Annotated in this window: 24 protein-coding genes and 2 pseudogenes; 11 read left to right on the plus strand and 15 right to left on the minus strand. The window is 69.7% G+C overall.

Going from position 1 to position 25249, the window contains the following annotated elements:
• Together ACZ9QC_RS14440 and ACZ9QC_RS14445 are read left to right on the plus strand one after the other, a co-directional pair.
• Complete coding sequence (locus ACZ9QC_RS14440; RefSeq protein ID WP_472920510.1) at positions 1–729, plus strand: TetR/AcrR family transcriptional regulator; 729 nt, start codon at positions 1–3, stop codon at positions 727–729.
• 33 nt (positions 730–762) lie between these two features.
• A complete protein-coding gene (locus ACZ9QC_RS14445) occupies positions 763–1482 on the plus strand; it encodes a Mut7-C RNAse domain-containing protein (RefSeq protein ID WP_472920511.1) in 720 nt (239 codons plus the stop codon).
• Between the two features lie 385 nt (positions 1483–1867).
• Here the strand turns inward: ACZ9QC_RS14445 and ACZ9QC_RS14450 are convergent, their stop codons facing one another.
• Together ACZ9QC_RS14450 and ACZ9QC_RS14455 are read right to left on the minus strand one after the other, a co-directional pair.
• The gene (locus ACZ9QC_RS14450) at positions 1868–2077 is read right to left on the minus strand and encodes a hypothetical protein (RefSeq protein ID WP_472920512.1); all 210 of its coding nucleotides are present in this window, start codon (positions 2075–2077) and stop codon (positions 1868–1870) included.
• A 321-nt stretch (positions 2078–2398) separates the two neighbouring features.
• A complete protein-coding gene (locus ACZ9QC_RS14455) occupies positions 2399–2635 on the minus strand; it encodes a hypothetical protein (protein ID WP_472920513.1) in 237 nt (78 codons plus the stop codon).
• Positions 2636–2780: 145 nt separating this feature from the next.
• Between ACZ9QC_RS14455 and ACZ9QC_RS14460 the strand changes: the two are divergent.
• The 3 genes and pseudogenes from ACZ9QC_RS14460 to ACZ9QC_RS14470 all read left to right on the plus strand — a co-directional run.
• A pseudogene (locus ACZ9QC_RS14460) lies at positions 2781–3062 on the plus strand (type II toxin-antitoxin system RelE/ParE family toxin); the annotation flags it as partial.
• Positions 3059–3397 (plus strand): XRE family transcriptional regulator, encoded by a 339-nt coding sequence (locus ACZ9QC_RS14465; RefSeq protein ID WP_472920514.1) that lies wholly within the window; start codon positions 3059–3061, stop codon positions 3395–3397. The pseudogene ACZ9QC_RS14460 and the gene ACZ9QC_RS14465, both read left to right, overlap by 4 nt.
• Before the next feature lie 359 nt (positions 3398–3756).
• On the plus strand, positions 3757–4113 hold the full coding sequence (locus ACZ9QC_RS14470) for a hypothetical protein (RefSeq protein ID WP_472920515.1): 357 nt from the start codon (positions 3757–3759) through the stop codon (positions 4111–4113).
• A 545-nt stretch (positions 4114–4658) separates the two neighbouring features.
• Here the strand turns inward: ACZ9QC_RS14470 and ACZ9QC_RS14475 are convergent.
• The 10 genes and pseudogenes from ACZ9QC_RS14475 to ACZ9QC_RS14520 all read right to left on the minus strand — a co-directional run bounded on the left by ACZ9QC_RS14475 (position 4659) and on the right by ACZ9QC_RS14520 (position 16395).
• Positions 4659–4856, minus strand: coding sequence for a hypothetical protein (locus tag ACZ9QC_RS14475; protein WP_472920516.1), 198 nt, complete (start codon positions 4854–4856; stop codon positions 4659–4661).
• A gap of 154 nt (positions 4857–5010) precedes the next feature.
• Positions 5011–5406 carry a protein NO VEIN domain-containing protein gene (locus tag ACZ9QC_RS14480; protein ID WP_472920517.1) on the minus strand — a complete coding sequence of 132 codons (396 nt, stop codon included), beginning with the start codon at positions 5404–5406 and terminating at the stop codon, positions 5011–5013.
• A 283-nt stretch (positions 5407–5689) separates the two neighbouring features.
• Entirely contained in the window at positions 5690–6202 is a 513-nt protein-coding gene (locus ACZ9QC_RS14485) for a hypothetical protein (RefSeq protein ID WP_472920518.1), read from the minus strand.
• A gap of 81 nt (positions 6203–6283) precedes the next feature.
• Positions 6284–6616 carry a hypothetical protein gene (locus ACZ9QC_RS14490; protein WP_472920519.1) on the minus strand — a complete coding sequence of 111 codons (333 nt, stop codon included), beginning with the start codon at positions 6614–6616 and terminating at the stop codon, positions 6284–6286.
• Between the two features lie 188 nt (positions 6617–6804).
• Positions 6805–6988: pseudogene (locus ACZ9QC_RS14495) on the minus strand (hypothetical protein); the annotation flags it as partial.
• A gap of 361 nt (positions 6989–7349) precedes the next feature.
• On the minus strand, positions 7350–9812 hold the full coding sequence (locus ACZ9QC_RS14500; RefSeq protein WP_472920520.1) for a galactose oxidase-like domain-containing protein: 2463 nt from the start codon (positions 9810–9812) through the stop codon (positions 7350–7352).
• Between the two features lie 32 nt (positions 9813–9844).
• The gene (locus ACZ9QC_RS14505) at positions 9845–11149 is read right to left on the minus strand and encodes a glycosyltransferase (protein WP_472920521.1); all 1305 of its coding nucleotides are present in this window, start codon (positions 11147–11149) and stop codon (positions 9845–9847) included.
• On the minus strand, positions 11146–12864 hold the full coding sequence (locus ACZ9QC_RS14510) for an ArnT family glycosyltransferase (protein WP_472920522.1): 1719 nt from the start codon (positions 12862–12864) through the stop codon (positions 11146–11148). Before ACZ9QC_RS14510 ends, ACZ9QC_RS14505 begins: the two co-directional genes overlap by 4 nt.
• Positions 12861–14123 carry a glycosyltransferase gene (locus tag ACZ9QC_RS14515; RefSeq protein ID WP_472920523.1) on the minus strand — a complete coding sequence of 421 codons (1263 nt, stop codon included), beginning with the start codon at positions 14121–14123 and terminating at the stop codon, positions 12861–12863. Before ACZ9QC_RS14515 ends, ACZ9QC_RS14510 begins: the two co-directional genes overlap by 4 nt.
• A 214-nt stretch (positions 14124–14337) precedes the next feature.
• On the minus strand, positions 14338–16395 hold the full coding sequence (locus tag ACZ9QC_RS14520) for a thioredoxin domain-containing protein (protein ID WP_472920524.1): 2058 nt from the start codon (positions 16393–16395) through the stop codon (positions 14338–14340).
• 236 nt (positions 16396–16631) lie between these two features.
• On the opposite strand from ACZ9QC_RS14520, the gene ACZ9QC_RS14525 reads away from it, so the two are divergent.
• Positions 16632–19901: a tetratricopeptide repeat protein gene (locus ACZ9QC_RS14525; protein ID WP_472920525.1), complete on the plus strand. Its 3270-nt coding sequence runs from the start codon at positions 16632–16634 to the stop codon at positions 19899–19901.
• Between the two features lie 100 nt (positions 19902–20001).
• On the opposite strand, the gene ACZ9QC_RS14530 is transcribed toward ACZ9QC_RS14525, so the two are convergent.
• Both ACZ9QC_RS14530 and mca read right to left on the minus strand, forming a co-directional pair.
• Complete coding sequence (locus tag ACZ9QC_RS14530; protein WP_472920526.1) at positions 20002–20244, minus strand: hypothetical protein; 243 nt, start codon at positions 20242–20244, stop codon at positions 20002–20004.
• Positions 20245–20265: 21 nt separating this feature from the next.
• On the minus strand, positions 20266–21117 hold the full coding sequence (gene mca, locus ACZ9QC_RS14535; protein WP_472921689.1) for a mycothiol conjugate amidase Mca: 852 nt from the start codon (positions 21115–21117) through the stop codon (positions 20266–20268).
• 211 nt (positions 21118–21328) lie between these two features.
• Between mca and ACZ9QC_RS14540 the strand changes: the two genes are divergently transcribed.
• Positions 21329–21727, plus strand: a complete 399-nt coding sequence (locus ACZ9QC_RS14540; RefSeq protein WP_472920527.1) for a DUF4307 domain-containing protein — start codon at positions 21329–21331, stop codon at positions 21725–21727.
• 211 nt (positions 21728–21938) lie between these two features.
• Entirely contained in the window at positions 21939–22439 is a 501-nt protein-coding gene (gene greA, locus ACZ9QC_RS14545; protein ID WP_230219785.1) for a transcription elongation factor GreA, read from the plus strand.
• A 66-nt stretch (positions 22440–22505) separates the two neighbouring features.
• Here the strand turns inward: greA and ilvA are convergent, their stop codons facing one another.
• Positions 22506–23735, minus strand: a complete 1230-nt coding sequence (gene ilvA / locus ACZ9QC_RS14550) for a threonine ammonia-lyase (protein WP_472920528.1) — start codon at positions 23733–23735, stop codon at positions 22506–22508.
• Between the two features lie 164 nt (positions 23736–23899).
• Between ilvA and ACZ9QC_RS14555 the strand changes: the two genes are divergently transcribed.
• The 3 genes from ACZ9QC_RS14555 (at position 23900) to ACZ9QC_RS14565 (ending at position 25232) form a co-directional block, all read left to right on the plus strand.
• Complete coding sequence (locus ACZ9QC_RS14555; RefSeq protein ID WP_184906451.1) at positions 23900–24394, plus strand: MarR family winged helix-turn-helix transcriptional regulator; 495 nt, start codon at positions 23900–23902, stop codon at positions 24392–24394.
• Positions 24395–24495: 101 nt separating this feature from the next.
• Positions 24496–24987 (plus strand): sigma factor-like helix-turn-helix DNA-binding protein, encoded by a 492-nt coding sequence (locus tag ACZ9QC_RS14560; protein ID WP_472920529.1) that lies wholly within the window; start codon positions 24496–24498, stop codon positions 24985–24987.
• Positions 24984–25232, plus strand: coding sequence for a hypothetical protein (locus ACZ9QC_RS14565; RefSeq protein ID WP_472920530.1), 249 nt, complete (start codon positions 24984–24986; stop codon positions 25230–25232). The genes ACZ9QC_RS14560 and ACZ9QC_RS14565 overlap by 4 nt, the downstream gene beginning before the upstream one ends.
• Positions 25233–25249: the final 17 nt, after the last annotated feature.

Genomic DNA, 25249 nt, shown 5'->3' on the forward strand with positions numbered 1-25249 from the left:
ATGACGGCCGCACGCCCCAGCACTCCCCCGCCCCCCGCGCACCCCGCCGACCGCCCCCCGCTCGGACTGCGGGAGCGGAAGAAGATCAAGACGCGCGAGTCGATCCGCTCCGCGATGTACGCACTGGTCCGGGAGCAGGGCTACGACGCCACGACGATCGAGCAGATCGCCGACCGGGCGGAGGTCTCGCCGTCGACCGTCTTCCGCTACTTCCCGACCAAGGAGGACATCGTCCTCACCGACGAGTACGACCCGATCCTCATGGAGGAACTGCGGTCCCGCCCGGCGGACGAACCCTGGACGGACACCATCCGGTACGTGATGCGGGAGGCCGTCCGCACGGGCATCGAGGAGGACATGGAGGTCGCCCGGCTGCGTACCTCTTTGATGGTCCAGGTCCCGGCCGTCCGCTCCCGCATGATGGAGAGCATGTCGGTGACAGGCCGCATGCTCTGCACCGCCATCGCCGAACGCACCGGCCGTGACCCCGACAGCCTGGAGGTCAGGGTCTGGGCGATGTCCCTGATCGGCGCCCTGCTGGAGACATCGCTCTACTGGGCGGAGAACGACCACCGCGACGACTTCGCCGAGTTGGTGGACCGCGCCCTGAACACGATCCAGCACGGCCTGGACACGGACCGCCCCGGTGCGGGACCCGACACTGGCCCGGACCACCCTGCCCCCGACAGTAAGCCCCTGAGTGGAAGCCCCCGAGTGGAAAATCCCTGAGCCCGCTCCCCTCCCCCATGCGATCCTGACCAGGTGAAACCCGCCGAGATCCACATCGAAGTCGCCCCCGAACTGGCCCTGTTCGTCCCGCACGGCCGCCGCGCGGGCGTGACGCCGCTGGCCGTCGACGGAGTCTCCACGCTCGGCCATGTCGTGGAGTCCCTGGGCGTCCCGCTGACGGAGGTGGGCGCGCTGGTCGTGGACGGCCACGAAGTGCGAGTGGGGCACATCCCGGCCGACGGCGAGTCGGTGATCGTACGTCCCGTCGCCCGCCCCCAGCAGGTCCCGGGCGCCCCCCTCCGTTTCCTCCTCGACGTCCACCTCGGCACGCTGGCCCGCCGCCTGCGCCTCCTGGGCGTGGACGCGGCCTACGAGTCCACCGACATCGGCGACCCGGCCCTGGCCACGCTCTCCGCCACCGACCGCCGGGTGATGCTGAGCCGCGACCGGGGCCTGCTGCGGCGCCGCGAGCTGTGGGCCGGCGCGTACATCTACAGCACCCAGCCGGAAGAACAACTCCGCGAGGTGCTGACCCGATTCGCCCCGGCCCTCCACCCCTGGACCCGCTGCACCGCCTGCAACGGCCTCCTGAAGCCGGCGACGAAGGAGCAGGTGGCGGACCGCCTGGAGGGCGGCACACAACGCTCGTACGACGTCTTCGCCCAGTGCGCTGCGTGCGGCCGCGCGTACTGGAAGGGCGCACACCACGAACAGTTGGAGGCAATCGTGCGGGAGGCGTTGAGGGCGCGTTGAGCGGGCCTTGCGCATGAGCCCGGGCTGAATCGGGACCGGACGGCAGGGCGAGGCCGACGCGCGGGGGTCCCGTCGGTCGGCCCCCTCACACCGTCCGGGTCGGATACGTACCCCGCGCTCCACCGCCACTGGTCCGCCGCTCGACGCGCACCACCGCCCGAACGGTCCCCACCGGAAAGCCCGCCGCGAGCAGCCCGGTCACCACCGCATCGCACCGGCCCGGCGGCGCGGCAGCAGCCTGGCCGCACCGCTCACGGCGGCCGGCGCCACCGAACGGCCGAGGGAGTACAGCCGACTCGGCCTGAAGGGCCCGAAAACCACCCACACCACTGGCTCGGACCGCGCCACGGGGCGGGTGTCAGCAGTTCATCGGTGATTGCCGTCACTAGGGCGACGATTTCGAACCCATCCAGATACCCAGGACTCCTCCTGCAGCCGGCCCTGCCCACAGCGCGATCACGACGGGCGCGGTCAACGGCAGCTCCCAACTCAGCAGGGCCGCCAGCAGCACGCCCAGCCACAACACCTGAAACGCCACGGCGAAAGCCACCCTGCGCCGCGGACTCCACTCCCGCATGACGGTGAGCGCGCGCACAACACCCCTCACTACTTCTTCGGGCGATACTCCTGCGCATAGTGCACTGTCCCGAGAAGAACGGCCAGACGCCGGCTCTCCGACACCGGCCGGCCTGAGACGCGGCTCGATCCGGTGCTCTGCTGGTGCGAGCCCCGGTCGCGTCGGTCATACCTCGGTCGTAAACAGGTCCTGCTGCCGCCAGCTGATCAGCGAAGCTGAGGTCTGGTTCGCCCCGAAGCAATTCTGACGCCCGCCGCCGGGCCAGTGCCGGGCGCTGGCGACTACTGGGACGGCTGTGCCTCTTCTCCACTACCAAGCGGGACAAGCTTGAGGACGTGCTCAGTCCCTGACGGGCGGCTCCCAAAGCCCCAGCCGTTGGAGCCGACGCTGCCTGGCGCGCTCGCCCAGCGCCTTCAGCCCGAAGAGAAGACCGAACGCCAACCCGCCGCCAGTGGGGTCGCCCGCCAGCGCCGCGTAGGCGCGCTCGACCTCGCCCAAGTACTGCTCAAGGCGATATCGAGCCTCCTCGACGGGCCTGCCATCGAGGCCCGGATACATCAGGTCGGACCAGATCACCGTCTCACCTCGGAGCCGGACCCGGATGCTCAGCCTCTGCGGCCGTGGCTCGGGCTGCTCCTGGGTCGCCACATCCACCGTGCACGGCATATCCGTCGGATAGAGCGGTCCGCCTGGGCGGAGGGGCCGCCTCGGATCGAGGCCCGCCATCGACATGTTGGCGGCAACGGGCCCAACGCTCGGCCGTCCGCTGGTGGATCGGATCAAGGGTGCTGAGAACCATCACCTGAAAGAGTTGAGGCCGGGATCGTCCGGGAGCAGTGAGATCCGCATCCTCTTCGCCTTGGATCCGGCACGCCGGGCCGTGCTGCTGGTGGCCGACGACAAGGCAGGAAACTGGCAGCGCTGGTACGACATCAACATTCCGCTCGCTGAGGAGCGGTACCAGAGACATCTGGCTGATCTTGAAACCAGGGAGTACGAATGAGCACCGTGAGCTGGGAGGAGACCAAGCGCAAGGCGCGCGAGCGGCGTGCGGCCTCGGGACTGCCGGTGCGGTCGCCTCAGGAGAAGCAAGCGGCCATGGACCGGTTGACCGCCGAAGTGCGTGCTCACAAGCTCGCGGAGGTCAGGCGTGAACAGGCGTTGACTCAGCGCCAAGTGGCCGCGTCAATGGGGGTATCGGCACCTCGGGTCTCCGCCATCGAGCACGGTAAGGTGGATCGCGCGGAGGTCGCGACTCTCCGGGCCTACGTGGAAGCGCTCGGCGGTCGACTGCGCGTAGTCGCAGACTTCGGGGACGCGGGGTACACCATCGCATGAGGCGCATGTCAAAGCTCTCGTCAACCAGCAAGGCCCCAGGTCGGTGACCTGGGCCTTCTTCGTGGAGCGGGTGACGAGAATCGAACTCGCGCTCTCAGCTCGGGAAGCTAGGGGCGTTTGGGAAAGATCGCCGGTCTCACCTCTGGTGATGCCATCTCGGAGCTTGGTTCTCCGCCGGCCTGTTACCCGCTGTTCCCCGCGGTTCCCCATACGATCTGGCACGGGTCTGGCACGGACGCGCCGTCGAGCAGCGCGGCTAGTTCCCGTTGGTCGTTCGCGATCATGACCCGAGCGAGGCGTCCGGCGATGGCAACGGCCGAGCCTCTGAGGTTCCTCAAGTCGCTTGGCAGGTACAGAAAATGGCCATCACGATGACCCGCATGACAGGAATTGTGGGACTGAACAAGAAGCACAACTTCGTGCTGCTCGTCCGGGATGCGGACGTGATCGCGTCGGCCCTGCGTCAGGCGCTGCTCGAAGCCTCGCCCGAGGAACGCCCGGGCCTGGAGCTCGCCGCTTCACTCGTCGAGTCAACCGCCGCCGCCACCGAAACCCAGCTGCGTGCCCGCTGGGCGCGCTCCCGGCTGGCCGCCGTCGGCTTCACGGGGGACATCGCCTCAGTCGCGGCCTTGAAGGCGCTGCGCCAGGCGGAGCCGAAGCTGGGCTTGCTGGCGGCGGTGGAACTGCAGAAGGAGGCAGTGGCCCACCCGGAATGATCCCTGCCCGAGCCCGGCAGGCTCCTTGCCCAAGGGAACAAGCACTTACAAGGTTTCCGACGTTGTCCAGGGACCTGACAGCTCAGGCAGGGCACAGGCGCATGGAAGAAGCCCCTCCTGGCAGGAAAGCTGCAGTTAGGGGGCTTCTTTTGGACGGGGCTACTTCTTCTTGCCCTGGTCGTAGCTACGTATCTTTGTGACCTGTGTTCGGACACCTCGGACCAGTGACGCGACAACACACTTGGTGTCGGCGGCTGTTGTCGACTGCCCTCGGACAGCCTGTCCCGCAGGCGACTGCAAAGGGTCAGCTGCCTGCGGGCCACCCTCCCTCTTCGTGAACGAGGATGCCCGGGGAATCCGGATCGACCTCACCCGTGTACGGACTCGGCCAGTTCGAACCTGCGACACCCGCTTTAGGAGTTCCATCCGACGCCCTCAGCGGTCCGCTACTGCGAGGCTGGAGCTGACGTCTACGACCGCCCGGAATTGCTGGCGTCCGTTGCTGTTGATGTCAGCCATGGATGTCAGGTGACCCGCCGGTGCGGCTACGGGCGACGGTAGGCGGCAGGGTCGGTTCCGGGTGCCGGAGCCCGTGACAGGTTCAGGTAGCACGGGTGGTCGGGGTCGCCTACTTCCATGATCACGAACTGATCGACGTCGTGGTTGGCGAAACGATGGAGGTACTGCAGGAAGAGTTCCAGCTCCTCATCGGAGAGAGGCTCGTCGTGGCGGTCGTTTCGCACGCCCTCACCCTACGGCTGTCCTGGGTGGCACGACCTCTTCGTCCCGAACTCTCGGCTGGGAGGTCATCGGGGTCTTGTGGGCTGGTCAGTCGGCCGTTGATGGCTGTTGGCGGTCAAGTGCGGTCACGGTGGTTGCTGTACTTCGCTGCAGCACTCAATGCAGCCGCTCCGCCTGGTCGTACTCGGCTGCCCTGAACGTGGGCCAGTACGTGATCTGGGGCTGGGTTCGCTCGATCATCGCCGAAAGTGCCTCTCCGTGCAGGATGCGCACACCGACCTCGGTTCCTTCTGCACCTGCAAGGTTGTCGACCACGTAGAGGTAGTAGTGCTCGGAGTTCGCCCTGGCGGCCTCCACCTGCCGGTGTTCCAGTGGCAGCGCCTCGCTGCGCGCCGTGCGGCTGAATGCCTTCACCTCGATCAGACGAGGCAGACTTTCGACGTCGTACGGGAGACCCGAGGTGCGGACGTCCTTCGGATCGCGGCCGGCGGCTCGTTCCAAGGCCATCACGTGTGTGATCGCGGCCTGCTCTGTCTCCTTGTTCCCCACCATGCCCCCTATGGTCAGTGGACCATGGTGCCGTGAAGACCCTCAGCTCGGGAAGCTTGGGTCTTCTGGTGGCAGTTGCCGTAATGACCTGTGCTGGAGCGGTGCTGGCGCCCTGGTCGCCCCGGCAGCCAGGCTCCGTTGTTCCCCGTGGTTCCCCGCACGATCTGGCACGCGAATGGCACGGCCCCTCGTCGAGCGGACTGGGCAGAGATCGGACCTTCACATGCCAGCCCTGGAGGCGAGGGCGAGGAATCGCCTCGGTTCTCTCGAACGCGGCGATGCCGGGTCAGCACCAGGCGGTGCCGTCATGGCTGGCTGTGACTTCCAAGCCGTAGTCGTCGGGGCTGTCCCCGAGATCGCCGGGGAACCACACAGCGAGATGGGCGGTGGTGCCCGCGACGGGCTTCTCGAAGCAGAGCGCCGAGATGTCGACCGCAAGGCTGTCAGGTGCCGGGGACGGCGAAGGGTTGGCGCTCTTGAGTCGCCAGCCGTCCTCTGTGGCGGCCTGGCGATAGAAAGTCAGCACGTCGGCTCGGGATGTCGTGAGTCGGTAGTACTGGCCGGCGTAGGCGAATCCGTCGTCCTCGTCGCATCCGGAGTACCGCTCGTCCTGCGGCTGCGTCTGGCTCGGGTGCGCGTCGAGGATGGGCGAGGACGCCAGTGTGGGGGCGAGCTCTTCGTCAGCCTTGGTGCAGCCATGGAGCAGTCCACTCGACAGCGCCCACACGCCCGTTGCCGCGATGGTGGCTATGCAACCCGAGCCGACGAGAATCATTGTGGCCGCTGACTTCAGCTTCATGGCGCGGAGCGTAGCGCAGTGGATCTAGAGGACGGGGCGTGCACGGCCTGCGCGAGTATGCCGCCAACCTGCGGCCAGGATTCACGGCCTCTGCGTCGCCCCGGATGCACTGCTGGGGAACTCGTCGTCGTGGGTGTCGGCTATGAGTTCGGCGAGGGTGAAGTGAGCCTCGTGGCTCGACCATCGACTTTCGACGCGCACGACGTAGCTGCGCTCGGACACACGGAAGACCCGTCTCCTCTCTCGGCGGAGCCCTGCTTCCGTGAGAGCCTCTGCAACGGTGTCGATGATCCGCAGCATCTCTGCAAGCGCTTGGGCTTCGGTCCCTTCCAGTTCCTTGTGGATGTTGTACCGGAAGGCTTCCGCCTCACCGTCAGCCTTCACGATGGCCCATCGGGGCATGGTGTTCTCCACTCCGTGAGACGACATGAGCCGCGAAGTCACGTAGCCCCGTCGCGCAGTGGGCCCGAATCCGGCTTCCGGCTCGGTGATCTTGGCGCGGGGAGACTATCGGACAGGGAGTGGCTGGACGCCTGTGTTGTGGATCTTTACAGGGCGCGGTCCTTAGCCCTCATGCTCTGCCAACCCCCTGCGAACGACGGTTACCGCTTCAGCGCTCGGTAGCGCTTCAGGAGAGTGGAGACCCTGTCGGGATCGGCACTGCTGTTCAACTCTGCCAGCAGACCGTCGGGTCAGAGTTCGTAACGGTCTCCCTACCAGCGCCGTCCCTTCTTATCCCAGATCCGGTATCCGCCTGGCACTCCGCGCTACGTACCGCCGTTTGCTCGCACCGCGCTACCACCGTTGGTCGTCCTGGTCAGCAAAGCAGGCCGGTTCGCCGAGCACGACTTCGTTGCCACCACGCTCCCCAGCTCCCACCACGGTCGCCACGATGCACCCGCGGCCGGGAACGGCGCCCCCTCCCACCCGGTGCCGGCCGGGGTCTGGTAGCGAACTCACCGTACAGACCCCCCTCTCGTGCCCTCGACGGTCATCCCCCGCCTCCCGCCGCGCCGGACTGGGCGGCACCCCCTTCAGACCCCGCCCGGCGTCGCTCGCCGCGTCGGTCCCCAATAACCGCGAACGGTCCCGTACCCGGCGACCACTGCCGGGTACGGGACCGATCAAGCCACTCCACCGATCATCGTCAGCGGCGCCTCACGACGTCCCCCTTCCCGCACGCCCGGCCATCCCCGTTGCGGTCCAGCTTCAGCGGGTCGTCCTTGCCGTTCACCTTCAGGCGGCCGTAGTCGTTCCGGGACAGCCACTCGCAGCGCGCGGCCGTCGTGTTCTTGACCTCCGCCGGGAACGTCGTCGGGACGCAGACGTTCGCCGTGCCGTAGTGGCGGTCGCAGCCGGAGATCGTCGGGCTGACCTTCTTCGACTTGGTCTTCTTCCCCGGGCCCGTGACCTTGCCCTTCGGGGCGTCCGCGAAGTCGTGGACGTGGGCCGAGGGGGCCTCGCCGGACGCCTGTGCCAGTGCGGACGGGCCCTGGAGGTGCACCCATTCCGCGACCGACGGGACGCCGTTCGCGTCGACCGCGAAGAGCATGTACCAGCCCGGCGGCGCCAGGTTCGGGTTGCTCGTCACGTTCAGGTCCACGTTGTTGCCGTCGACCGACAGGGGGAGGTCCACGAAGCGCTGGTTCGGGTCCGAGGAGTGGGTCACGGCGGCGGGGCGGATCAGTTCCGCCTTCGCGATCGGGCGGTCCACCGTGATGCGTTGCGTGTCGCCGTACACCCACTCCTTGTCGATCACCGAGGTGATGGTCGGCCGCGGGCCCTTCAACAGGTACGGCGGGGTGTAGATCGACACGTCGTGGTTCCAGGTGCCGTTGCCCGGGTTGTCGCCCGTGGTCATGACACGGCCGTCGGGGAGCAGGAACGCCGAGGAGTGGTAGCCGCGCTCCTCCGGGTCCGTCGCCACCGGGTCGAACGTGTTGGTCGCCGGGTCGTAGATCGAGGTCTCGTAGACCGGGTCGGCGCGGTTGTGCAGGGCGCCGCCCGTCTCCAGGACCTTGCCGTCGGGCAGCAGCACCGCGGAGACGTACATCTTGCCCTGGTCGCCCGTCTGGGCGACCTTGCCGTTGCCGAGGTCCACCGTGCCCTGCGGGATCGGCGGGCCGGCGACGTACGCCGGGTTCGCGGCCTTGAGGTCGATGATGTCCGTCAGGCGGTTCGCGACCGGGTTGGACTCGATGTTGCCGCCGCCGAGCGTCAGGACCTTCTGGTCCTGGGCCGGGGGCAGCAGCACGCTCGCGGACTGGTCGCGTTCGTCCTTCCGCTGCAGGCCCGGGACCTGCGTGACCGTGTTGGCGCCGTAGTCGTAGATCGCCGAACCCGTGCCCGGGATGTTGTTGCCGAAGACATGGCTGCCCGAGTAGAAGAGGCGGCCGTCCTGCATGAGGATCATCGACGGGTACAGGCCCCAGTACGACCAGGTCTGGTTGACCTTCCAGAGTTCGAGCCACTTCTGCTCGGCGTCCGACCACAGCTCGGCGGTCACCGAACCGGTCGAATCCTCCTTCAGGCCGCCGAAGGAGATGACGTCACCGTTGCCGAGGATCGTCGCCGACGGGTACCAGTGGCCGTCGTTCATGTCGTTGGTCTTGCTGTACGTCTCCGTCACCGGGTCGAAGATGTACGAGTCCTTGTAGCCCTGGTAGCCGATCGTGCCGTCGGCCGACGGATAGCCCTTGTTGCCGCTCATCACCAGGACCCGGCCGTCGTCGAGCTGCACGTGGCCCGCACAGAACATGTCGTCCGGGGTCGGGATCTGCTTGTACGTGCCGTTCTTCGGGTCGTACACCGCCGAGGTGAAGGTGCCCGCCTCGAACATCTCCTCGCTGTTGCCGGAGCCGGCGATCAGCAGCACCTTGCCGTTGTTGAGGACGACCGAGTGCATGGAGCGGACGGGGTTCTGCGTGGGCAGCACGTCCCAGCGGCCGTTCAGGCACTCGTCCGGCGTGCCCGTGCACTGCGGCTCGGGGACGGGGTCGGCGACCACGTCCATCGTGTAGTCGTCCGTGGTGACGGAGCCCGTGCCGTAGACGGAGACACCCCAGGCGATGCGGTCCGTGGCGGCCGGCACGGCGGGCGTACGGACCGTGGCCTCGGTCCAGCTGCCCGCCATCTCGAGCGTCTTGAGGTCGGTCCAGTACTGCCATCCGGCCGTGGTGTCGTGCCGGAAGAGCGTGATGGACGTGTCCGGCGTCGTCGACTTGTACCAGAGAGCCAGGTCGTACTGCTTGCCCACCGTGACCGAGGGCGCGCAGGCCGCCGACTCGGTGATCAGAGCCTTGCGGTCACCGTCGGCCCGGCGGGTCAGCTCGACCTTCATGGCCTTGGAGCCCGAGTGGGCATCCGATGTCGTGGTGAACGTGAAGTCGTTGTCGCCCCAGCCCGACTTCTTCCAGCAGTACGGCATGTCGTCCGTACCGGCCGTCTCGAAGCCGGGGTTCTGGATGAGGTTGGCGGCGGACGCGGGCTGGGGTGAGATCAGCAGGAGGCCGGAGGCGAGGGCTCCGACCGCCAGCAGGGCGGTTCTGCGTCTGGGTCTCGGGATGGATCTCGAGGTGGATCTCGAGGTGGATCTCGGTCTGGATCTCATCCAGACGGTCAAGCGGTTCCTCAGGTGGTTCTTCACGCGGCTCTCCTTGCCGACTGCTCGGGCTCCACAGGCTCCCCGGTCCGATCGGTCACATCGGTCGCATCGGACCGACCGGACCGTTCAGCCTGCTTCTCGGCCCGCTTCCGCCCGCCGCGCTCCCCGCGGCGGGACTTCTTGCGGGGCAGATAGACGAGCGCCTCGGTCCCCACGAAACGCAGGACGAACGTCGTCACCAGGGCGAGCGCGGTCGCGGGCAGCGCGCCCATCCCGAACTCGCTCACGAACAGGGCGATCAGCGGGATCCGCAGCACCAGGTCGGCGTTGGCGAGCAACGCGAACCGGCCTACGCGGTCCCACCCCTTGCGGTACTGGCGCCGCTCGCGGAAGCAGAGGTGCTCGATGAGGAAGAAGTTCCAGAGCACCCCGAGCTGGTTGGCGAGGATCTCGGCGGGGACGTAGTGCATCCCGGCCGAGGTGAGGGCGTACAGGCCCGCGAGGTTCGGCAGGAAGCCGGTGACACCGATCAGCCCGAAGACCGTCATGCGGGCCAGCGGCGACGCGGTGCGCAGTCCGACGAGGTGGCGCAGGAACCTGAACCCCTCCCGCGCGGTCGACTTGGACTCGCCGGCGTAGCGGTCCTGGAAGACGAACGGCACCTCCGTGACCCGCCGGGGGCGGCTGCGCACGGCGAGTTCGAGGAGGATCTTGTAGCCGAGCGGCTGGAGGATGTCGGCGGTGACGGCGCTGCGGCGGATGGCGAAGAAGCCGCTCATCGGGTCGCTGATGCCGTGCAGTCGGCGCGGGAAGAGGGCCTTGGTGAGCCAGGTCGCGCCGCGCGAGACGGCCACGCGGTAGCTGCCCGCGAGTCCGGCCCGGCTGCCACCCTTGATGTAGCGGGAGGCGACCACCAGACCGGCGCCCGAGCGTTCCCCGGTGGCCACCAACTCCGGTACCAGCGAGGGCGGGTGCTGCAGGTCGCCGTCCATGACGACGATCCAGTCGGAGCCGGCCGCCCTCATCCCCTCGACCACCGCGCCGCCGAGTCCGCCGACCGGTTCGTCGCGGTGCAGCACGGTCACCGGGAACGGGCAGTCCTGCGCGGCGGCGTCGATGACCTCCGGGGTGTCGTCGGTGGAGTCGTCCACGAAGACGACCTCGCAGGGCAGCCGCGAGGGCACCGTCTCGGTGATCCGGTGCAGCAACTCACGTACGTTGGCGGACTCGTTGAAGGTCGGTACGACGATGGTGACGGCACCCGGCTCGGGCACCTCCGCACCGCGCACGGCCGGGTCGTTCAGCTCTCCGGGGGCGGTGGACTCATAACTTCCGCTGCTCATCGGTCGCCTCCAAGGGCGTCGGTCTCGCGGTTCCGGCCGTCGTCGCCCGCTCCCTCGATCCTGCGGATCTCGATCCGGTCCTCGCCGGTGCCGAAGGTGGCCACCGGGGTCGAGTTCTCCATCGCGCCCTTGACGTTGGGCAGGTCGACCGCGTCGCGCCGTACCGTCGGGGACGCGACCACGTAGTCCAGGTCGCGCCAGCCGCGTGGCATCGTCTTCGTCACCGCCGGGTCGAGGTCGGCCTTGTAGAACCAGATGACGCCGAGGCCCGGCTCGTAGCCCTCGTGGACGAGGTCGAGCCAGAGCGCGTCGTCGACGAGGACCCGGGTGTCCGCGGGGTCCTCGACCTCCGTGCCGAGCCACTCGGCGGCCTGCCGGTAGGGCGCGTTGGCGTCGAAGGTCATCGCGGTGTGGTTGCCGTCGTACCAGCGCGGGACGACGTACGCGGCCGCGGCTGCGGCCAGGGCGAGCGCGAGGACGTGCCGCGCCCAGGTCACGGGCCTCCTCTCCGTCGCACTGCGCCAACGGCGCAGGATGCCGTGCGTGACGCTCGCGGTGCCGCCCGCGAGGACGAGCGCGAGGAAGGGCAGCGCCTGGAGGACGTACATGGCGGGGAGGTAGCCGGGGCGCAGCGCCATGCCGGCGAGGATCGCGACGGCGAGCGCGGGGCCGGCGAGGGCCCGCGCGGTCACCGACCAGCGCCAGGTGACCAGCAGGAGCAGGGCGCCCGCGAGTCCGCCGATCGGCAGCACCCGGTCGTAGTACAGCCACGACTGCAGGACGCCGTACGAGCCCGTGCCCTCGGTGAGGATGAAGCCGGAGCCGGGGCGGCTCATCTGGTAGACGATGCCGTCCCAGAGGGACACATGGCCGTCGCCGGGCAGCATCTCGCCCTTGAGCAGGGCGAACAGCGGGTACGAGATGCCGATCAGGGTGCAGGCGGTGATGGCGCCGGTGATGGCGAACTTCCGGGTGTCCCGGTGGCTGTGCCGCCACATGGTGAGCAGCACGGCCGGCAGGACGAGGAGCATCGTCTCCTTGGTGAGCACGGCCGCGGCCGCGGCGATGCCGGCGCCGAAGTGGTGCCAGAGGTGACGGCTGGGCGAGGCGGCGAGGCAGAACGCCAGCAGCGTCCACATGACCGCGATGTTGTCGAGGAAGATCTCCCGCTGGAGCACGACCGACAGCGGGGAGAGCCCGAAGAGGGCCATGCCGAGGCCGGCGGCCCAGCGGGGCAGCGAGAGGCGGCGGCCGAGGACGTAGACGAGGACGGCGCTGACCGCGCTGATCAGCAGCATGACCACGCGCATCGAGCCGACGGTCATCGACTCGGGGGCGAGCTGGGCGGGGATCCAGGTCAGGACGGCGAGCTGGATCCAGCCGAGGGGCGGGTGGTCGTACCAGTAGGTGTAGTGGGCGAGGCCCCTGCCCTCCTGGACGGCCCAGGCCTGGGCGAGGTAGGTGCCCTCGTCGTCGCTGAGGGTCGGGTAGTCGGCGATGTTCCAGCCCTGCACGATCATGATCGCGACGAGGAGGAGACCGCAGAGGATCAGGTCGGGGGGCGAGTTCCGCAGGCGCTTCGGCGGGGTCCCGGGCGTGGGCGATACAGAAGAGGAATCGTTTGTTCGACCTGTCGAACCGGCTGTGGGCACAGCTGTCCGCTGCGCGGGGACCTTGACTTTCGTCTTGGCCGCCGCGGGAAGTGTGGAGGTCACGCAGGAACGTCCTCTCGGGTCACGTTCGCGAGATGTGCGCCGACGTGACTGGTCAGTTCCCAGTCGTTGCGGCCGCGTTGCTCGCGCCACACCGCGCGTACGGCGGCGAAGGCGAGGAGCAGCTGGTAGAAGGGGCCGCCCACGATGAGCTTGACGTAGTGGACGAACCGGACGCGCAGTCCGTACTGCTTGCCGAAGTCGTGCAGTCCGACGACCTCGAACACGAAGGTGACCAGGGCGGTCACGGCCGGCAGGAAGGTGATGAAGGCGACGCCCACGGGGACGTCGAGGAAGAGCGCGATGCCCACGTTGAGGGGGATGATCACCCCGGAGACGGCCTGGAGATAGGGCGTCATCAGGGTGTAGCGGGCGAGCAAGCGCTGCCGGAAGGAGGGCAGTTGACGCCAGTCCCGCTTCCGGTAGACCTGGAGGAAGCCCTGGTTCCAGCGGGTGCGCTGCTTCATCAGGGACATCAGGCTGCCGGGGGTCTCCTCCCGGGTCACCATGTCGGAGTCGTAGGCGACGACGACCTTCTTGCCCACGCTGGAGAGCCGGACGCCGAGGTCGCAGTCCTCGGCGAGGCAGTTGGGGTCCCAGCCGTCGGCGGCGCGCAGCACGTCGGTGCGGACGAAGACGGTGTTGCCGCCGAGCGGGATGAACCCTTTCTGCGCGTGCAGATGGAGGCGGGACCGGAACCAGAAGAAGTACTCCAGGCAGTTGCGCAGGCTGTACCAGCTGGAGTTGTAGTTGATGAGCTGCACGCCGCCCTGCACGACGTCCGCGCCGGTGGTGCGGAAGGCGTGGTCGACGTGGGACAGCAGCTCCGGATGAACCTGGTCCTCGGCGTCGAAGACCCCGACGACATCGCCGCGGCAGTGCGGCAACGCCGTGTTCATGGCCTTCGGCTTGTTCTTCTTCTCGTGGTGGTCGACCACCACGCGGACGCGCGGGTCGCGCCCCTCCGCGGCCCGGGCCACCGCGGTGGTCTCCGGGTCGTCGTGCCCGACGATCACGATGATCTCGAAGTCGTCGTGGCTGGATTCGAGCAGTCGTTGGATGGTGTGGTCCAGCACGGCCTGTTCATGGCGTGCCGGCAGCAGCAGTGAGAACGACACATGCTCGTCGCCGTCGGGTCTGCTGAAACGGGTGGAGGCGAGCACTTCGGGCGTTCGCCACGCGTGCATCTGCCACCACAGGGTGAAGGCCGCCATCCAGAACAGGACAAGCGAGACGACGGCGATAAAGACGGACGTCAACAAGAAAGATCCCCCCAGATCCCCAATACCCCCTACGCGACAGTGAGTTACTCCTGCCGCGGAACTGTGCCGAGCCTAGGGGGAAACTGTGAAGCCTGGGGACCCTTCCGATAAAAACCGTGTTTCCGTTCGGTGGAACATCTAATCGGATGTGTCCGAACACCAGCACGTTTCCAGGCAGTTGTTCGATCTTGTCCGGGTCCCGGACCGGCGAGTTTCAGCCGGTCGCGCCCGCCGCGGGCGATCCGAGGGCCGTGCGCAACCTGTCGACATCTGTCGTGGGAGCGTCACATGTGAAGTTACGGCAGACGTACGCAGTCGGTTCACCGCCGACGTAAGGACGGCCCGCCAGCAACGGCAGCTCGTCACTGTCCGTGGTCCCCACGGCCACCACCGCGCCCGGCGCGGTCCCCAGCAACGCCGCCCGGTGCAGCTCCTTGGTCCCCGGATGCCCCTCCGGTCCCACGACCGCCACCTCACGCGGCCCGTCGAGCAGAGCCTCCGCCGTGGCCAGCCCCCACCCGATGAACCGCGGCGCCCGCGGCCCCAGGGCCTTCACCACACCCAACGCCCGTTCGGCGGCAGTCCGATGAGGCTCGGAACCGGTGTGCGCGGCATAGCTCAGCAGCGCACCCGCCGCCGCGCTCCACCCCGACGGCGTGGCGTTGTCGGTCGGATCCTGCGGCCGCCGGATCAGCTTCTCCGCGTCGGCGGCCGTGTCGAAGAGCGCTCCGGACTCCTCGTCGACGAACCGGACGAGCACATGGTCGAGCAGGAACCCGGCGAACTCCAGCCACACCCCCTCCCCCGTGACCGACGCCAGCGCCAGGAACCCCTCGGCGACGTCCGCGTAGTCCTCCAGCACCCCCGCGTTCGCCCCGACCTGCCCGTCCTTGCTGGTCCGCGCGAGCCGCGCCCGCTCGTCCAGATGCAGGCGTACGAGGAGGTCGGCGGCGGCGATGGCGGCGTCCACCAGGTCGGGGCGGTCGAAGTAGGCGCCGGTCTCGGCGAGCGCGGCGACGGCGAGGCCGTTCCAGGCGGCCACCACCTTGTCGTCGCGGCCGGGGGCGGGACGGCGCGCCCGCGCCGCATTCAACCGATCCCTGACCGACTCGATCCGCTCGGCATCGAACACGCCCTCGCGCTGCGGTAGCTGAAGAACGGACGCCCCCTCCTCGAACGTCCCCTCCTCCGTGACCCCGAAGTAGTGCGCGGCGAGGGCCGCGTCCTCCTCGCCGAGCACCTCGGTCAGCTGCTCGGGCGTCCAGACGTAGTACGCCCCCTCGACATGCCTGCCGGAACCGGTCCCGTCGTCGCTGTCGGCGTCCAGCGCCGAGGCGAACCCGCCCTCGTTCGTGCGCAGTTCGCGGACCATGAAGTCGGCCGTCTCCAGGGCGACGCGCCGGGCCAGCTCGGAACCGGTGGCCCGCCAGAGGTGGGCGTACACCCGGCACAGCAGGGCGTTGTCGTACAGCATCTTCTCGAAGTGCGGCACAACCCACTCACGGTCGACGGAGTACCGGGCGAAGCCGCCGCCGAGCTGGTCGTAGATGCCGCCGCGGGCCATGCGCTCGCAGGTGTCCCGCGCCATCTGCAGCGCGCCCTCGGAGCCGGTGCGCGCGGCGTGCCGCAGCAGGAACTCGATCACCATCGAGGGCGGGAACTTGGGCGCCCGGCCGAAGCCGCCCCGCGCCGCGTCGTACTCCCGGGTGAGCCCCAGCAGCGCCTGGGCGAGCTCGTCCTCCCCGGGCACGTCGACCGCCGCGAACTTCAGCTCCCGGCCGGCCAGGTCCCGCACGATCTTCGCGGCGACCTCGGTGACCTCGTCCCGCCGGTCGGCCCAGGCGGCCCGCACCCCCTCCAGGACCTGCCGGAAGGAGGGCATGCCGTGGCGGGGAGCGGGCGGGAAGTAGGTGCCGAAGTAGAAGGGCTCCTCCTCCGGCGTCAGGAACACGGTCATGGGCCAGCCGCCCTGCCCGGTCGCCGCCTGTACGGCCTCCATGTAGACGGCGTCGACGTCCGGCCGCTCCTCACGGTCGACCTTGATGTTGACGAAGTGCGCGTTCAGGTACTCGGCGGTCTCCCGGTCCTCGAAGGACTCGTGCGCCATCACATGGCACCAGTGGCAGCTCGAGTACCCGACGCTGAGCAGCACCGGCACACCCCGCCCGCGCGCCTCCTCGAACGCCTCGGCCGACCACGGCCACCAGTCGACCGGGTTGTCGGCGTGCTGGAGGAGGTAGGGAGAGGTCTCGTGGGCCAGTCGATTCGCCATGGGCACCATCATTCCCCAGTACCCGTGAATCGCAGTTCAGCACGGACCCGCGCCCCTGAAAGGGGCGCGGGGAACTGCGCGAGCAACCCCCCACACACCCGCACCCGGCCGACAACCCGACCCCCACGGCGAAACCCCGCTCACGCACCCCCACCCACGATCACGCCCTCTCGCCTACACGCACCGATCCCCGCACACTGGCCGGAGGCAACCGTTTCGGCGAAGGGGGAAGCGTGATGCGGGACAGCCACCGGGGGGAGGCCGAACGGCTGTTGGTCCGGGCGGTCGAGGAGGAGGTCCGCAGATCGGGCGGCCGTACCGACGGAGTGGTCCTGCTCGGCCGTGCCCGCGCCTCCCTGGACTCGATGGCGCAGAACGCGGCCGAGGAGTACGAGACCTACACCCGCGCCCTGGACGAGTCCGAGGCCGGCCGCCCCACCTTCCGCCAGCGCTACGCGAAGGAGGGTTCCGGCACTCCCCTGCTGGTCGCGGCCGTCGCCGCCGGCACGGCGGTCGTCGCCGACCTCTCCTTCGGCGTCGCCCCCGGCACCGCCGTGAGCACCGGCGTGATCGTCGGCATCGCGAGCGCCGTGGCCACGGTCCTGAAGGTCACCGCCTCGCACCTCCCCGCCGCCCACCACCACGCGGGCACCCTGAGCCAGCCTGGCGGCCCGGAGCAGCTGCGGCTGCAGTGGCTGACGGCGCTGGAGGTGCGCGGGATACGCCCGTTCCTGGACCAGCAGCGCGTCCTCGCCGCGTCGACGGCGACGGCGAAGAAGACGGCGCCCCGGCTGCGCGGCGCCGACAAGAGCGCGGCGGCCCGGCGGCGCAACGTGCTGGAGCAGTCGTTCGCCCAACTCCCCGAGGCCGACGTCCGGTTCGCGGGCCGCCGGGCGGAGATGGGGAAGATCCGCCAGTGGGTGCAGGCGGCCCGCGCGGAGACCGAGACCCGGCCGACCGTCGTCGTGCTGCACGGCGCGTCCGGCTCCGGCCGCACCGCCCTCGCCGTCCGCGCCACCCATGAGCTGCGGGACTACTTCCGGGGCGCCTGTGTGGTCGATCTGCGCGCCGACAGCCCCCAGGAGCCGCCGCTGTCGACCCGGGACGCGCTGATGCATCTGCTGAATCGTCTCGGCGCGCCCCGCGACCAGCTGCTCTTCCGTGAGCGGACCTCCCAGGACCAGCAGGTCAAACGGCTCAGCGAGCTGTACCACCAGCAGCTGACCACCGTGCCGGTGACGATCGTCCTCGACGACGCCTCCGACCCCGAGCAGGTCCGCGCCCTCGTCCCCGAGCGCTCCGACAGCCTCGTGCTGGTCACCGCCCGCTCCCCGCTCGCCCTGCCCGCCGACCTGCCCGCCTGGGTCCACCAGCTCCCCGTCGAGGCGCTCGACGCCGACGGCACGCACGAACTGCTGAGCACGGCGGCCCAGGACGGCGCGGTGCTGTCGGCGGGAGCCGTCGCGGGCGCCGGCGCGGGGCCGTCGTCGGGGGCGCGCTCCGGCTTGTACGACACGGGGTCCGTCGCCCGGATCCGGCATCTGTGCGGCGGGCTGCCGCTCGCCCTGCGCATCGCCGGCTCGTCCCTCGGCCCGCGCACGCCCGGCCAACTGGCCACGGACCTGGGCGCGTACGGGCCGGTCGAGCCGATCGAGCGGGCCCTCTGGCTCCGCTACACCGACCAGTCGGAGCTGTCCCGCAAGCTGCTGCGTCGCCTGGCGCTGGCGGGACGGGCGTCGCTGGGCGCGGCGGCGGCCGCCTCGCTGCTCGCCACCGACGAGACGGAGGCGACCCGTCACCTCACGGCGCTCGCCCGCGCGGGCCTGATCGACCACGTCCACGGCAACCGCTACCGCCTGCACGACCTGGTCCGTGCCTTCGCCCACGCCCGCCTGCTCGACGAGGAGGAGCCGAGTGAGCGCACGGCGGCGCAGGAGCGCCTCATCGTCACCTACGCGGATCTGGCCGACTCCGTCCTGCGCCTGGTCGACGGCAACATGTCGACCCGTTCGGACCGCTTCGGCCAGCACGGCTTCGTGTCGCTGGAGGAGGCGCTGCGCTGGCTGGACGACGAGACCAGCTTCATCACCTCCACGCTCCGGCACGCGGAGGGCGTGAACGAGGCGGCCGTGCTCAGTCTGCTGGGCGCCCTGTGCGACTACTGCCTGCTGCGCGGCGACCTCTACCGCCTCGGCGAGCTCAACGAGCTGGCCCAGTCGGTGGGGCAGGGTCTGCTGACCCGCTCCGTGCAGTGGCGTACGGGTATCGCGGCCCGTCAGCTGGGTGAGCTGGACAAGTCACGGACGACGCTGGCGTCGGTGGTCAACCTGTACATGGAGACCAACCACGACGCGGGCGCCGCGCGTGCCCTGTGTTCCCTGGGTATCACTCTGCACCACCAGGGCAATCTGACGGAGGCGGCGGAGAAGCTGCTGGAGGCCCTGCAGATGCAGTCGGTCCCCGAGCTGGCGGCGGACCGCGCGTGGACGATGCACGCCCTCGCGGCGGTGGAACGCGACCGCTCCCATCTGGCCGACTCGCTGGACCTGTTGACCCGCGCGCTGGTCCTGCACCGTCAGCAGGAGTCCCTGCACGGCGAGGGCTGGGCCTACTACCAGCTGGGCCAACTGCTGTTGCGGATGGGTGAGGTGGCGCGCGCGGAGACCGAACTGCGCACGGCGCTCGATCTGTTCGGCCGTACCCGCGACCCCCGGGGCGAGGCCTGGTCGATGACGCAGCTGGCCCGCGCCCGTCTCGTGGCCGGGGACCCCTCCGCCGCCGTCGACGGTCTGCGCCAGGCCGTCTCGCGCCACCGCGACAACGAGGACGCGCGCGGCGAGGCCTGGTCCGGCTACTACCTGGGGCAGGCCCTGGAGGAGACCGGCAATCTCGACCAGGCGGTCCGTGAGCTGGAGCGTTCTCGCACGATGTTCTCCCGGATGCGGGACGTGTACGGCCTGGCCTGTGCCCGTCACCACTCCGCCCGCGTCACCCGCGACCAGCGGGCCGTGCAGACCGGCTCGCTGCGCAACTCCGGCTTCGCCCGTCAGCTCCTGGTCGACGCGCGCGCCGACTTCCAGCGCATCGGCGTCGCCCACGGGGAGGCCTGGACCTGCCTGGAACTGGCGGTCGTGGACGCGGGCAACACCCGTACCCCCCAGGCACTGGCCCTCTGCGAGGAGGCCACCCGTCTCTTCACGTCCTACGGCGACCGCCGGGGCGAGGACTGGGCCCGCTTCCTCAAGTGCACCCTGCTGCCCTACGCGGCTCCGGGCGGCGTGGAGATCGGCACGGCCGTCGCCCAGGAGGACCTGGCCCATCTCTCCCGCACCGACCATCCCCTGCGTGACGAGAAACTCACCGAGTACATCGAGGCCTACCAGCTCCTCCTGGAGCGGGGCGTCAATCTGGAGAGCGGCTGGCGGGCCTGGACCCTCGGCATGGTGCCGAACCGCCATGCGCGCGAGGTGATGGGGGTGCCGGTGTCGGGCGGGGGACACGGGTGAGGGGGGCTCGAAGGCCCGGTGGACCGGCGACGACAGGGCGTGACCGTGTGGCACCTCGCGGTGTCACACGATCCCGCCCGTCGAGCCGTCGCGTCGGCGGTCAGCCCTTCGCCGGAGTCGTCTTCCCGGCCGCGTCCGTCGCCGTCTCCTCGACGGAGGCGTCCGGGTCCGACTCCTTGAAGTCGACCTTGCCCATGTGCTTGTTCATGGACTTCATCAGGCCCCAGACGGCCAGGGCCATCACCGCGAAGACGATGAAACCGAGGACGCCGGGGGTGACCTTGTCCTCGTCCAGCTCCTTGGCGAGGGGGACGAGGTGTGTGACTGCCAGGCTTACGCTCATGCCTGGCATTGTCCCCCAGGGCTAGCGGATGCCCGCAAAGAGGTCGTCCTCCGGGAGCGAGGTGTCCACGAGGGACTTCGCGAGCTCGTACTCCTCGGTCGGCCAGACCTCCTTCTGGATCTCCATCGGGACCCGGAACCAGCCGCCGTCGGGGTCGATCTGCGTGGCGTGGGCGATGAGGGCCTTGTCACGGATCTCGAAGAACTCGGCGCACGGCACGTGCGTGGTGAGGGTGCGGTCCTTGTGGTCGGACTCGTCCCAGCGCTTGAGCCAGTCGCCGTACGGGGACTCCAGACCGCGCTCCAGCATGGCGTTGTGCAGCGCCTCGGTGCGCGGGCGGTTGAAGCCCTGGTTGTAGTAGAGCTTCTGCGGCTGGTACGCCGGGCCGTACTCGGCCTCCGGGTACCGCTCGGTGTCCGCCGCGCCCTCGAACGCCACCATCGAGATCTTGTGGGTCATGATGTGGTCGGGGTGCGGGTACCCGCCGTTCTCGTCGTAGGTGGTGATCACCTGGGGACGGAACGCGCGGATCCTGCGGACCAGCTCGCCGGCCGCCTTGTCGACGTCCTCCAGCGCGAAGCAGCCGTCGGGAAGGGGCGGGAGGGGGTCGCCCTCCGGGAGGCCGGAGTCGACGAAGCCGAGCCACTCCTGGCCGACGCCGAGGATCTCGCGGGCCTCGTCCATCTCCTTCTTGCGTACCTCGTGAATGTGCTCCTCGATGTACTTGTCGCCCTGCAGTTTCGGATTGAGGATGGAGCCGCGCTCCCCGCCCGTGCAGGTCACGACCAGCACGTCCACCCCCTCGGACACATACTTCGCCATGGTGGCCGCACCCTTGCTCGACTCGTCGTCGGGGTGCGCGTGCACGGCCATCAGTCGCAGCTGGTCAGTCAAGACTCATTCCCTCGTAAGTCGGCGCCCGGCCTGGACGATCGGTGACTCGGCCCGGCGCGATCCGGTGAGTCCATACTGCCGCCCCGCGCGGACACCCGTGTGGGGCGGCCGTCAGGCGCTGGGCGGGGGGCTTCTATAGTGACGGCATCGGGGGGTGGGATATTCCCGGTCCGGATCAGAGAGGGCGACCATGACGACGGCGGGCACACGGCTTCCCGAGGGTCGCTACGGCCGCTCCGCGGACGAGCGCGCCGACCGCAAGCTCATGGTCGTCGGCAGCGTCCTGGGCGCGGCCCTCCTCGTCCTCGTCGGCTGGTTCGCCTACCACTACGTCGCCGGCAACAGGATCAGCGTCGAGGTCTACACCTTCGATACCTCGGCGACCTCGGTGAAGGTGCACCTCAGGGGCGACAAGGACGCCGGTGTCGAGGGCTACTGCACCGTGCGCTCCCAGTCCGAGGACGGCGCCGAGGTGGGCCGCGCGGACTTCCGCTTCGACGCCGCCACCACGGACATCGACGAGGTCGTCACCCTGAAGACGACGGCGCGCGGCACCACCGCCGAGCTGCTCGGGTGTCACGCCGGCTGATCCCGGCCCGTCGCACCCCCCGGCCAGGGCCCGCGAACGAGCCATCGGCTCTCCGCACCTCGGCCCTGACCTGCGTCGACGTAACGCTTGTGGTTTATGTCCTCCCCCTTCCGCCACTGAATTGTTAGGCTCGTGGTTTCGCCCACTCGTGAAGGAACATTCTTCTGGGTAGGGCGATGCTTTGTATTCCCAGTACCTACGAGGAGCACCTGTGACCCAGACCAGCGAGAACGTCACCTGGCTGACCCAGGAGGCGTACAACCAGCTCAGGGCCGAGCTGGAGTACCTGTCTGGTCCTGCGCGCACGGAGATCGCCGCCAAGATCGCGGCCGCGCGCGAGGAGGGCGACCTGCGCGAGAACGGCGGGTACCACGCGGCCAAGGAGGAGCAGGGCAAGCAGGAGCTCCGTGTGCGCCAGCTGACCCAGCTCCTGGAGAACGCGAAGGTCGGCGAGGCGCCGGCGTCGGCGGATGGCGCGGTGGCTCCCGGCATGGTCGTGACGATCGCCTTCGACGGCGACGAGGACGACACCGTGACCTTCCTGCTCGCCTCCCGGGAGTACGCCAGCTCGGACATCGAGACCTACTCGCCGCAGTCCCCGCTCGGCTCGGGCGTGATCGGCAAGAAGGTCGGCGAGGACGCCCAGTACGAGCTGCCGAACGGCAAGCTCGCCTCGGTGAAGATCCTCAAGGCCGTGCCCTACCAGAGCTGACCGCACGTCCTTCGCTCGGTCCGGGCCCCCGGCACCCTTCGGTGCCGGGGGCCCGGTCGTGCGGCATCAGTCGAGGACGATGTAACCCGCCTTCCGCAGGGCGAGGTTGACCTCCGCGCAGTGCTTCGGGCCCCTGGTCTCCAGGTGCAGTTCGACCTCCACCTCCGTGAGCCCGAGCCGGGGGTCGGTGCGTACGTGGCTCACGTCCAGGACGTTGGCGTCGACCGCCGACAGCACCCCGAGGAGCGTCGCGAGGGCGCCGGGGCGGTCGGTGAGCCGGAGGCGTACCTGGAGGTAGCGGCCGCCGGCGGCCATGCCGTGGCGCAGGATGCGCTGCAACAGCAGCGGGTCGACGTTGCCGCCGGAGAGCACCGCGACGACCGGGCCCTCGAAGGACTCCGGGTCGCGCAGCAGGGCCGCGACGGGACTGGCGCCGGCCGGTTCGACGACCAGCTTGGCCCGCTCCAGGCAGAGCAGCAGGGCGCTGGAGAGGTCGTACTCCGAGACCGTGCGGATCTCGTCCACCAGGTCGGCGACGATCCCGAACGGCACGTCGCCGGGTCGGCCGACCTTGATGCCGTCGGCCATCGTCGCCGGGTTCCGCACCGCCACGGGCCGCCCGGCGGCCAGCGACGGCGGGTACGCGGCGGCGCCCTCCGCCTGGACGCCGATGACCCGCACGTCCGGCCGCAGCGCCTTCACCGCGACCGCGACGCCGGCCACGAGCCCTCCGCCGCCGACCCCGACGACGATCGTCCGCACCTCCGGGCACTGCTCAAGGATCTCCAGGCCGACCGTGCCCTGACCGGCGATGACGTCGTGGTGGTCGAACGGGTGGATGAACACGGCGCCGGTCTCGGCGGCGTATTCCTGGGCCGCGGCCAGCGTCTCGTCGACCACCGTGCCGTGCAGCCGCACCTCGGCGCCGTACTCCTCGGTCGCGCTGATCTTCGGCAGCGGGGCGCCCTTCGGCATGAAGACCGTGGAGCGCACCCCGAGCAGGGAGGAGGCGAGGGCGACCCCCTGGGCGTGGTTGCCGGCGCTCGCGGCGACGACACCGGCGGCGCGCTCCTCGGGCAGCAGGCCCGCGATGCGGACGTACGCGCCGCGCAGTTTGAACGAGCCCGTCCGCTGGAGGTTCTCGCACTTGAGGTGCACCGGCGCGCCGACGAGCTGCGACAAATGCCTGCTGCCCTCCATCGCGGTGACACGTGCGACGCCGGTAAGCATCTTCTGGGCGCCGCGCACGTCGTCGAGCGTCACCACCGGAAAGGAGTCAGCCGTGCTGTAGCTCATGACCACCAGTCTCGCAGTTCACAGCGGTGGAACGCGGGTGTGACCAAGGCGCGGGACGGGTTTCAGCGGCGCCGGTACACCCCGCGCCCGGTCCGCGTACTCTGTCCCCCAACCCAGCGCCCCACGCATGAATTGAGCCTTTGGCCATGCCCACAACACCTGAAATGTCGATGGACATGACGACCGTCGGTGACACCGGTCTTCTCGACACGCTGCAGCACGAGGTCGCGGTGTTCGCGCGCCGTGCCGAACAGACCCGGCTCGGCGGCGTCGGGCAGGTGCGCAACTCCATGGACCGTGCCGCGTACCTGCTGCTCAACCGCCTCGACAACGAAGGCCCGATGGGTGTCAAGGCGCTCGCGGCGAGCATGGGGATCGACTCCTCGACGGTCACCCGTCAGGTGGCGCCGCTCGTGGACACCGGACTCGTCAAGCGCACCTCGCACCCGGAGGACGGCCGGGCGGTGGTGCTCCAGCTGTCGCCCCGCGGGCTCGCCCGCCTTGAGGAGGTACGTTCCTCCAGGCGTCAGCTGATGGCCGAACTCACTCAGGACTGGGCCCCCGAGGAGCGCGAGGCGTTCTGCTCCCTCCTCACCCGATTCAACACGGCGCTCTCCACCCGCATGGCGGCGGCGCCGGAGGCACCGTCGCCCTCCTGACCCTTGACCGCGCCCCCGCTCCTGGCCTCATATGAGACCGGGCCCTCGTCGTGCGCGGCCGGGCCCCGTTCCCTCAGGGTCGGCCTCAGGCGGGAGGCGCGGTGCGAGATCGGCATGTGGCCCAAGGCGCCCGCCGGGCACGGGAGTTCGAGGCGTTCGTCGCGGGCGCGGCGGGGCGGCTGCTGCGGACCGCCACCCTGCTCACGGCGGAGACGCCGGACGACAACCCGCGCGCGCGGCGGCTGCTGACGCACGCCCTCGCCCACACGTACGCCACCTGGGACCGGCTGCGCGGCGAGGACCCCTACGACCGGACCCGTCAGCAGCTGGCCCTCCGTTTCGCGCGCGCGGCCTGGCACCACCACGCGCTCTTCCGCCACGCGCGCGGGGGCGTCCTGCGCGTCCTCGGTCCCCAGGAGCGGCTGATCCTGGTGCTCCGGCTCTACGAGGGGGTCGCCGAGGAACAGACGGCGGCGCTCCTGGGGCTGCCCGTCGAGCGGGTGCGGACGATCTGTCTGCGTGCGATGGCGACCGTGCTGCATCCCCCGCGCGAGGTCGCCGCCCAGAAGGTGGTGGAGGTGGCGCCGTCATGAGTCTGCGGGAGCGTGAGACGGCCGTACGGCTGATCCTGGAGCGCGGGCCGGTCCAGGTGCCGCCCGACCTGTGCACGGCGGCGATGCGACGCGGCGGGCGCATGCTGCGGCGCCGGACGGTGGCACGCCGTCTGCTGTGGCTGGTGCTGACGGCCGCCGTGGTCGCGTTCTTCGTGTGGGCGCTGACGACCCGCCCCTGGGTGGAGCCGCCGTCGACGACGACCCCACCGGTGGTCGACTGGTGAGCGACCGGGCCCGGCAG

This window comes from Streptomyces sp. HUAS MS02 (assembly GCF_055702265.1).

Coding starts and splice junctions, on each gene's coding strand:
- ACZ9QC_RS14530 (WP_472920526.1), bottom strand. CDS start 20,244: ATGAGCGTAAGCCTGGCAGTCACACACCTCGTCCCCCTCGCCAAGGAG.
- ACZ9QC_RS14565 (WP_472920530.1), top strand. CDS start 24,984: ATGAGTCTGCGGGAGCGTGAGACGGCCGTACGGCTGATCCTGGAGCGC.
- ACZ9QC_RS14525 (WP_472920525.1), top strand. CDS start 16,632: ATGCGGGACAGCCACCGGGGGGAGGCCGAACGGCTGTTGGTCCGGGCG.
- ACZ9QC_RS14505 (WP_472920521.1), bottom strand. CDS start 11,149: ATGAGCAGCGGAAGTTATGAGTCCACCGCCCCCGGAGAGCTGAACGAC.
- ACZ9QC_RS14500 (WP_472920520.1), bottom strand. CDS start 9,812: ATGAGATCCAGACCGAGATCCACCTCGAGATCCACCTCGAGATCCATC.
- ilvA (WP_472920528.1), bottom strand. CDS start 23,735: ATGAGCTACAGCACGGCTGACTCCTTTCCGGTGGTGACGCTCGACGAC.
- ACZ9QC_RS14465 (WP_472920514.1), top strand. CDS start 3,059: ATGAGCACCGTGAGCTGGGAGGAGACCAAGCGCAAGGCGCGCGAGCGG.
- ACZ9QC_RS14470 (WP_472920515.1), top strand. CDS start 3,757: ATGGCCATCACGATGACCCGCATGACAGGAATTGTGGGACTGAACAAG.
- ACZ9QC_RS14540 (WP_472920527.1), top strand. CDS start 21,329: ATGACGACGGCGGGCACACGGCTTCCCGAGGGTCGCTACGGCCGCTCC.
- ACZ9QC_RS14520 (WP_472920524.1), bottom strand. CDS start 16,395: ATGGCGAATCGACTGGCCCACGAGACCTCTCCCTACCTCCTCCAGCAC.
- ACZ9QC_RS14440 (WP_472920510.1), top strand. CDS start 1: ATGACGGCCGCACGCCCCAGCACTCCCCCGCCCCCCGCGCACCCCGCC.
- ACZ9QC_RS14555 (WP_184906451.1), top strand. CDS start 23,900: ATGTCGATGGACATGACGACCGTCGGTGACACCGGTCTTCTCGACACG.
- mca (WP_472921689.1), bottom strand. CDS start 21,117: ATGGCCGTGCACGCGCACCCCGACGACGAGTCGAGCAAGGGTGCGGCC.
- ACZ9QC_RS14480 (WP_472920517.1), bottom strand. CDS start 5,406: ATGGTGGGGAACAAGGAGACAGAGCAGGCCGCGATCACACACGTGATG.
- ACZ9QC_RS14485 (WP_472920518.1), bottom strand. CDS start 6,202: ATGAAGCTGAAGTCAGCGGCCACAATGATTCTCGTCGGCTCGGGTTGC.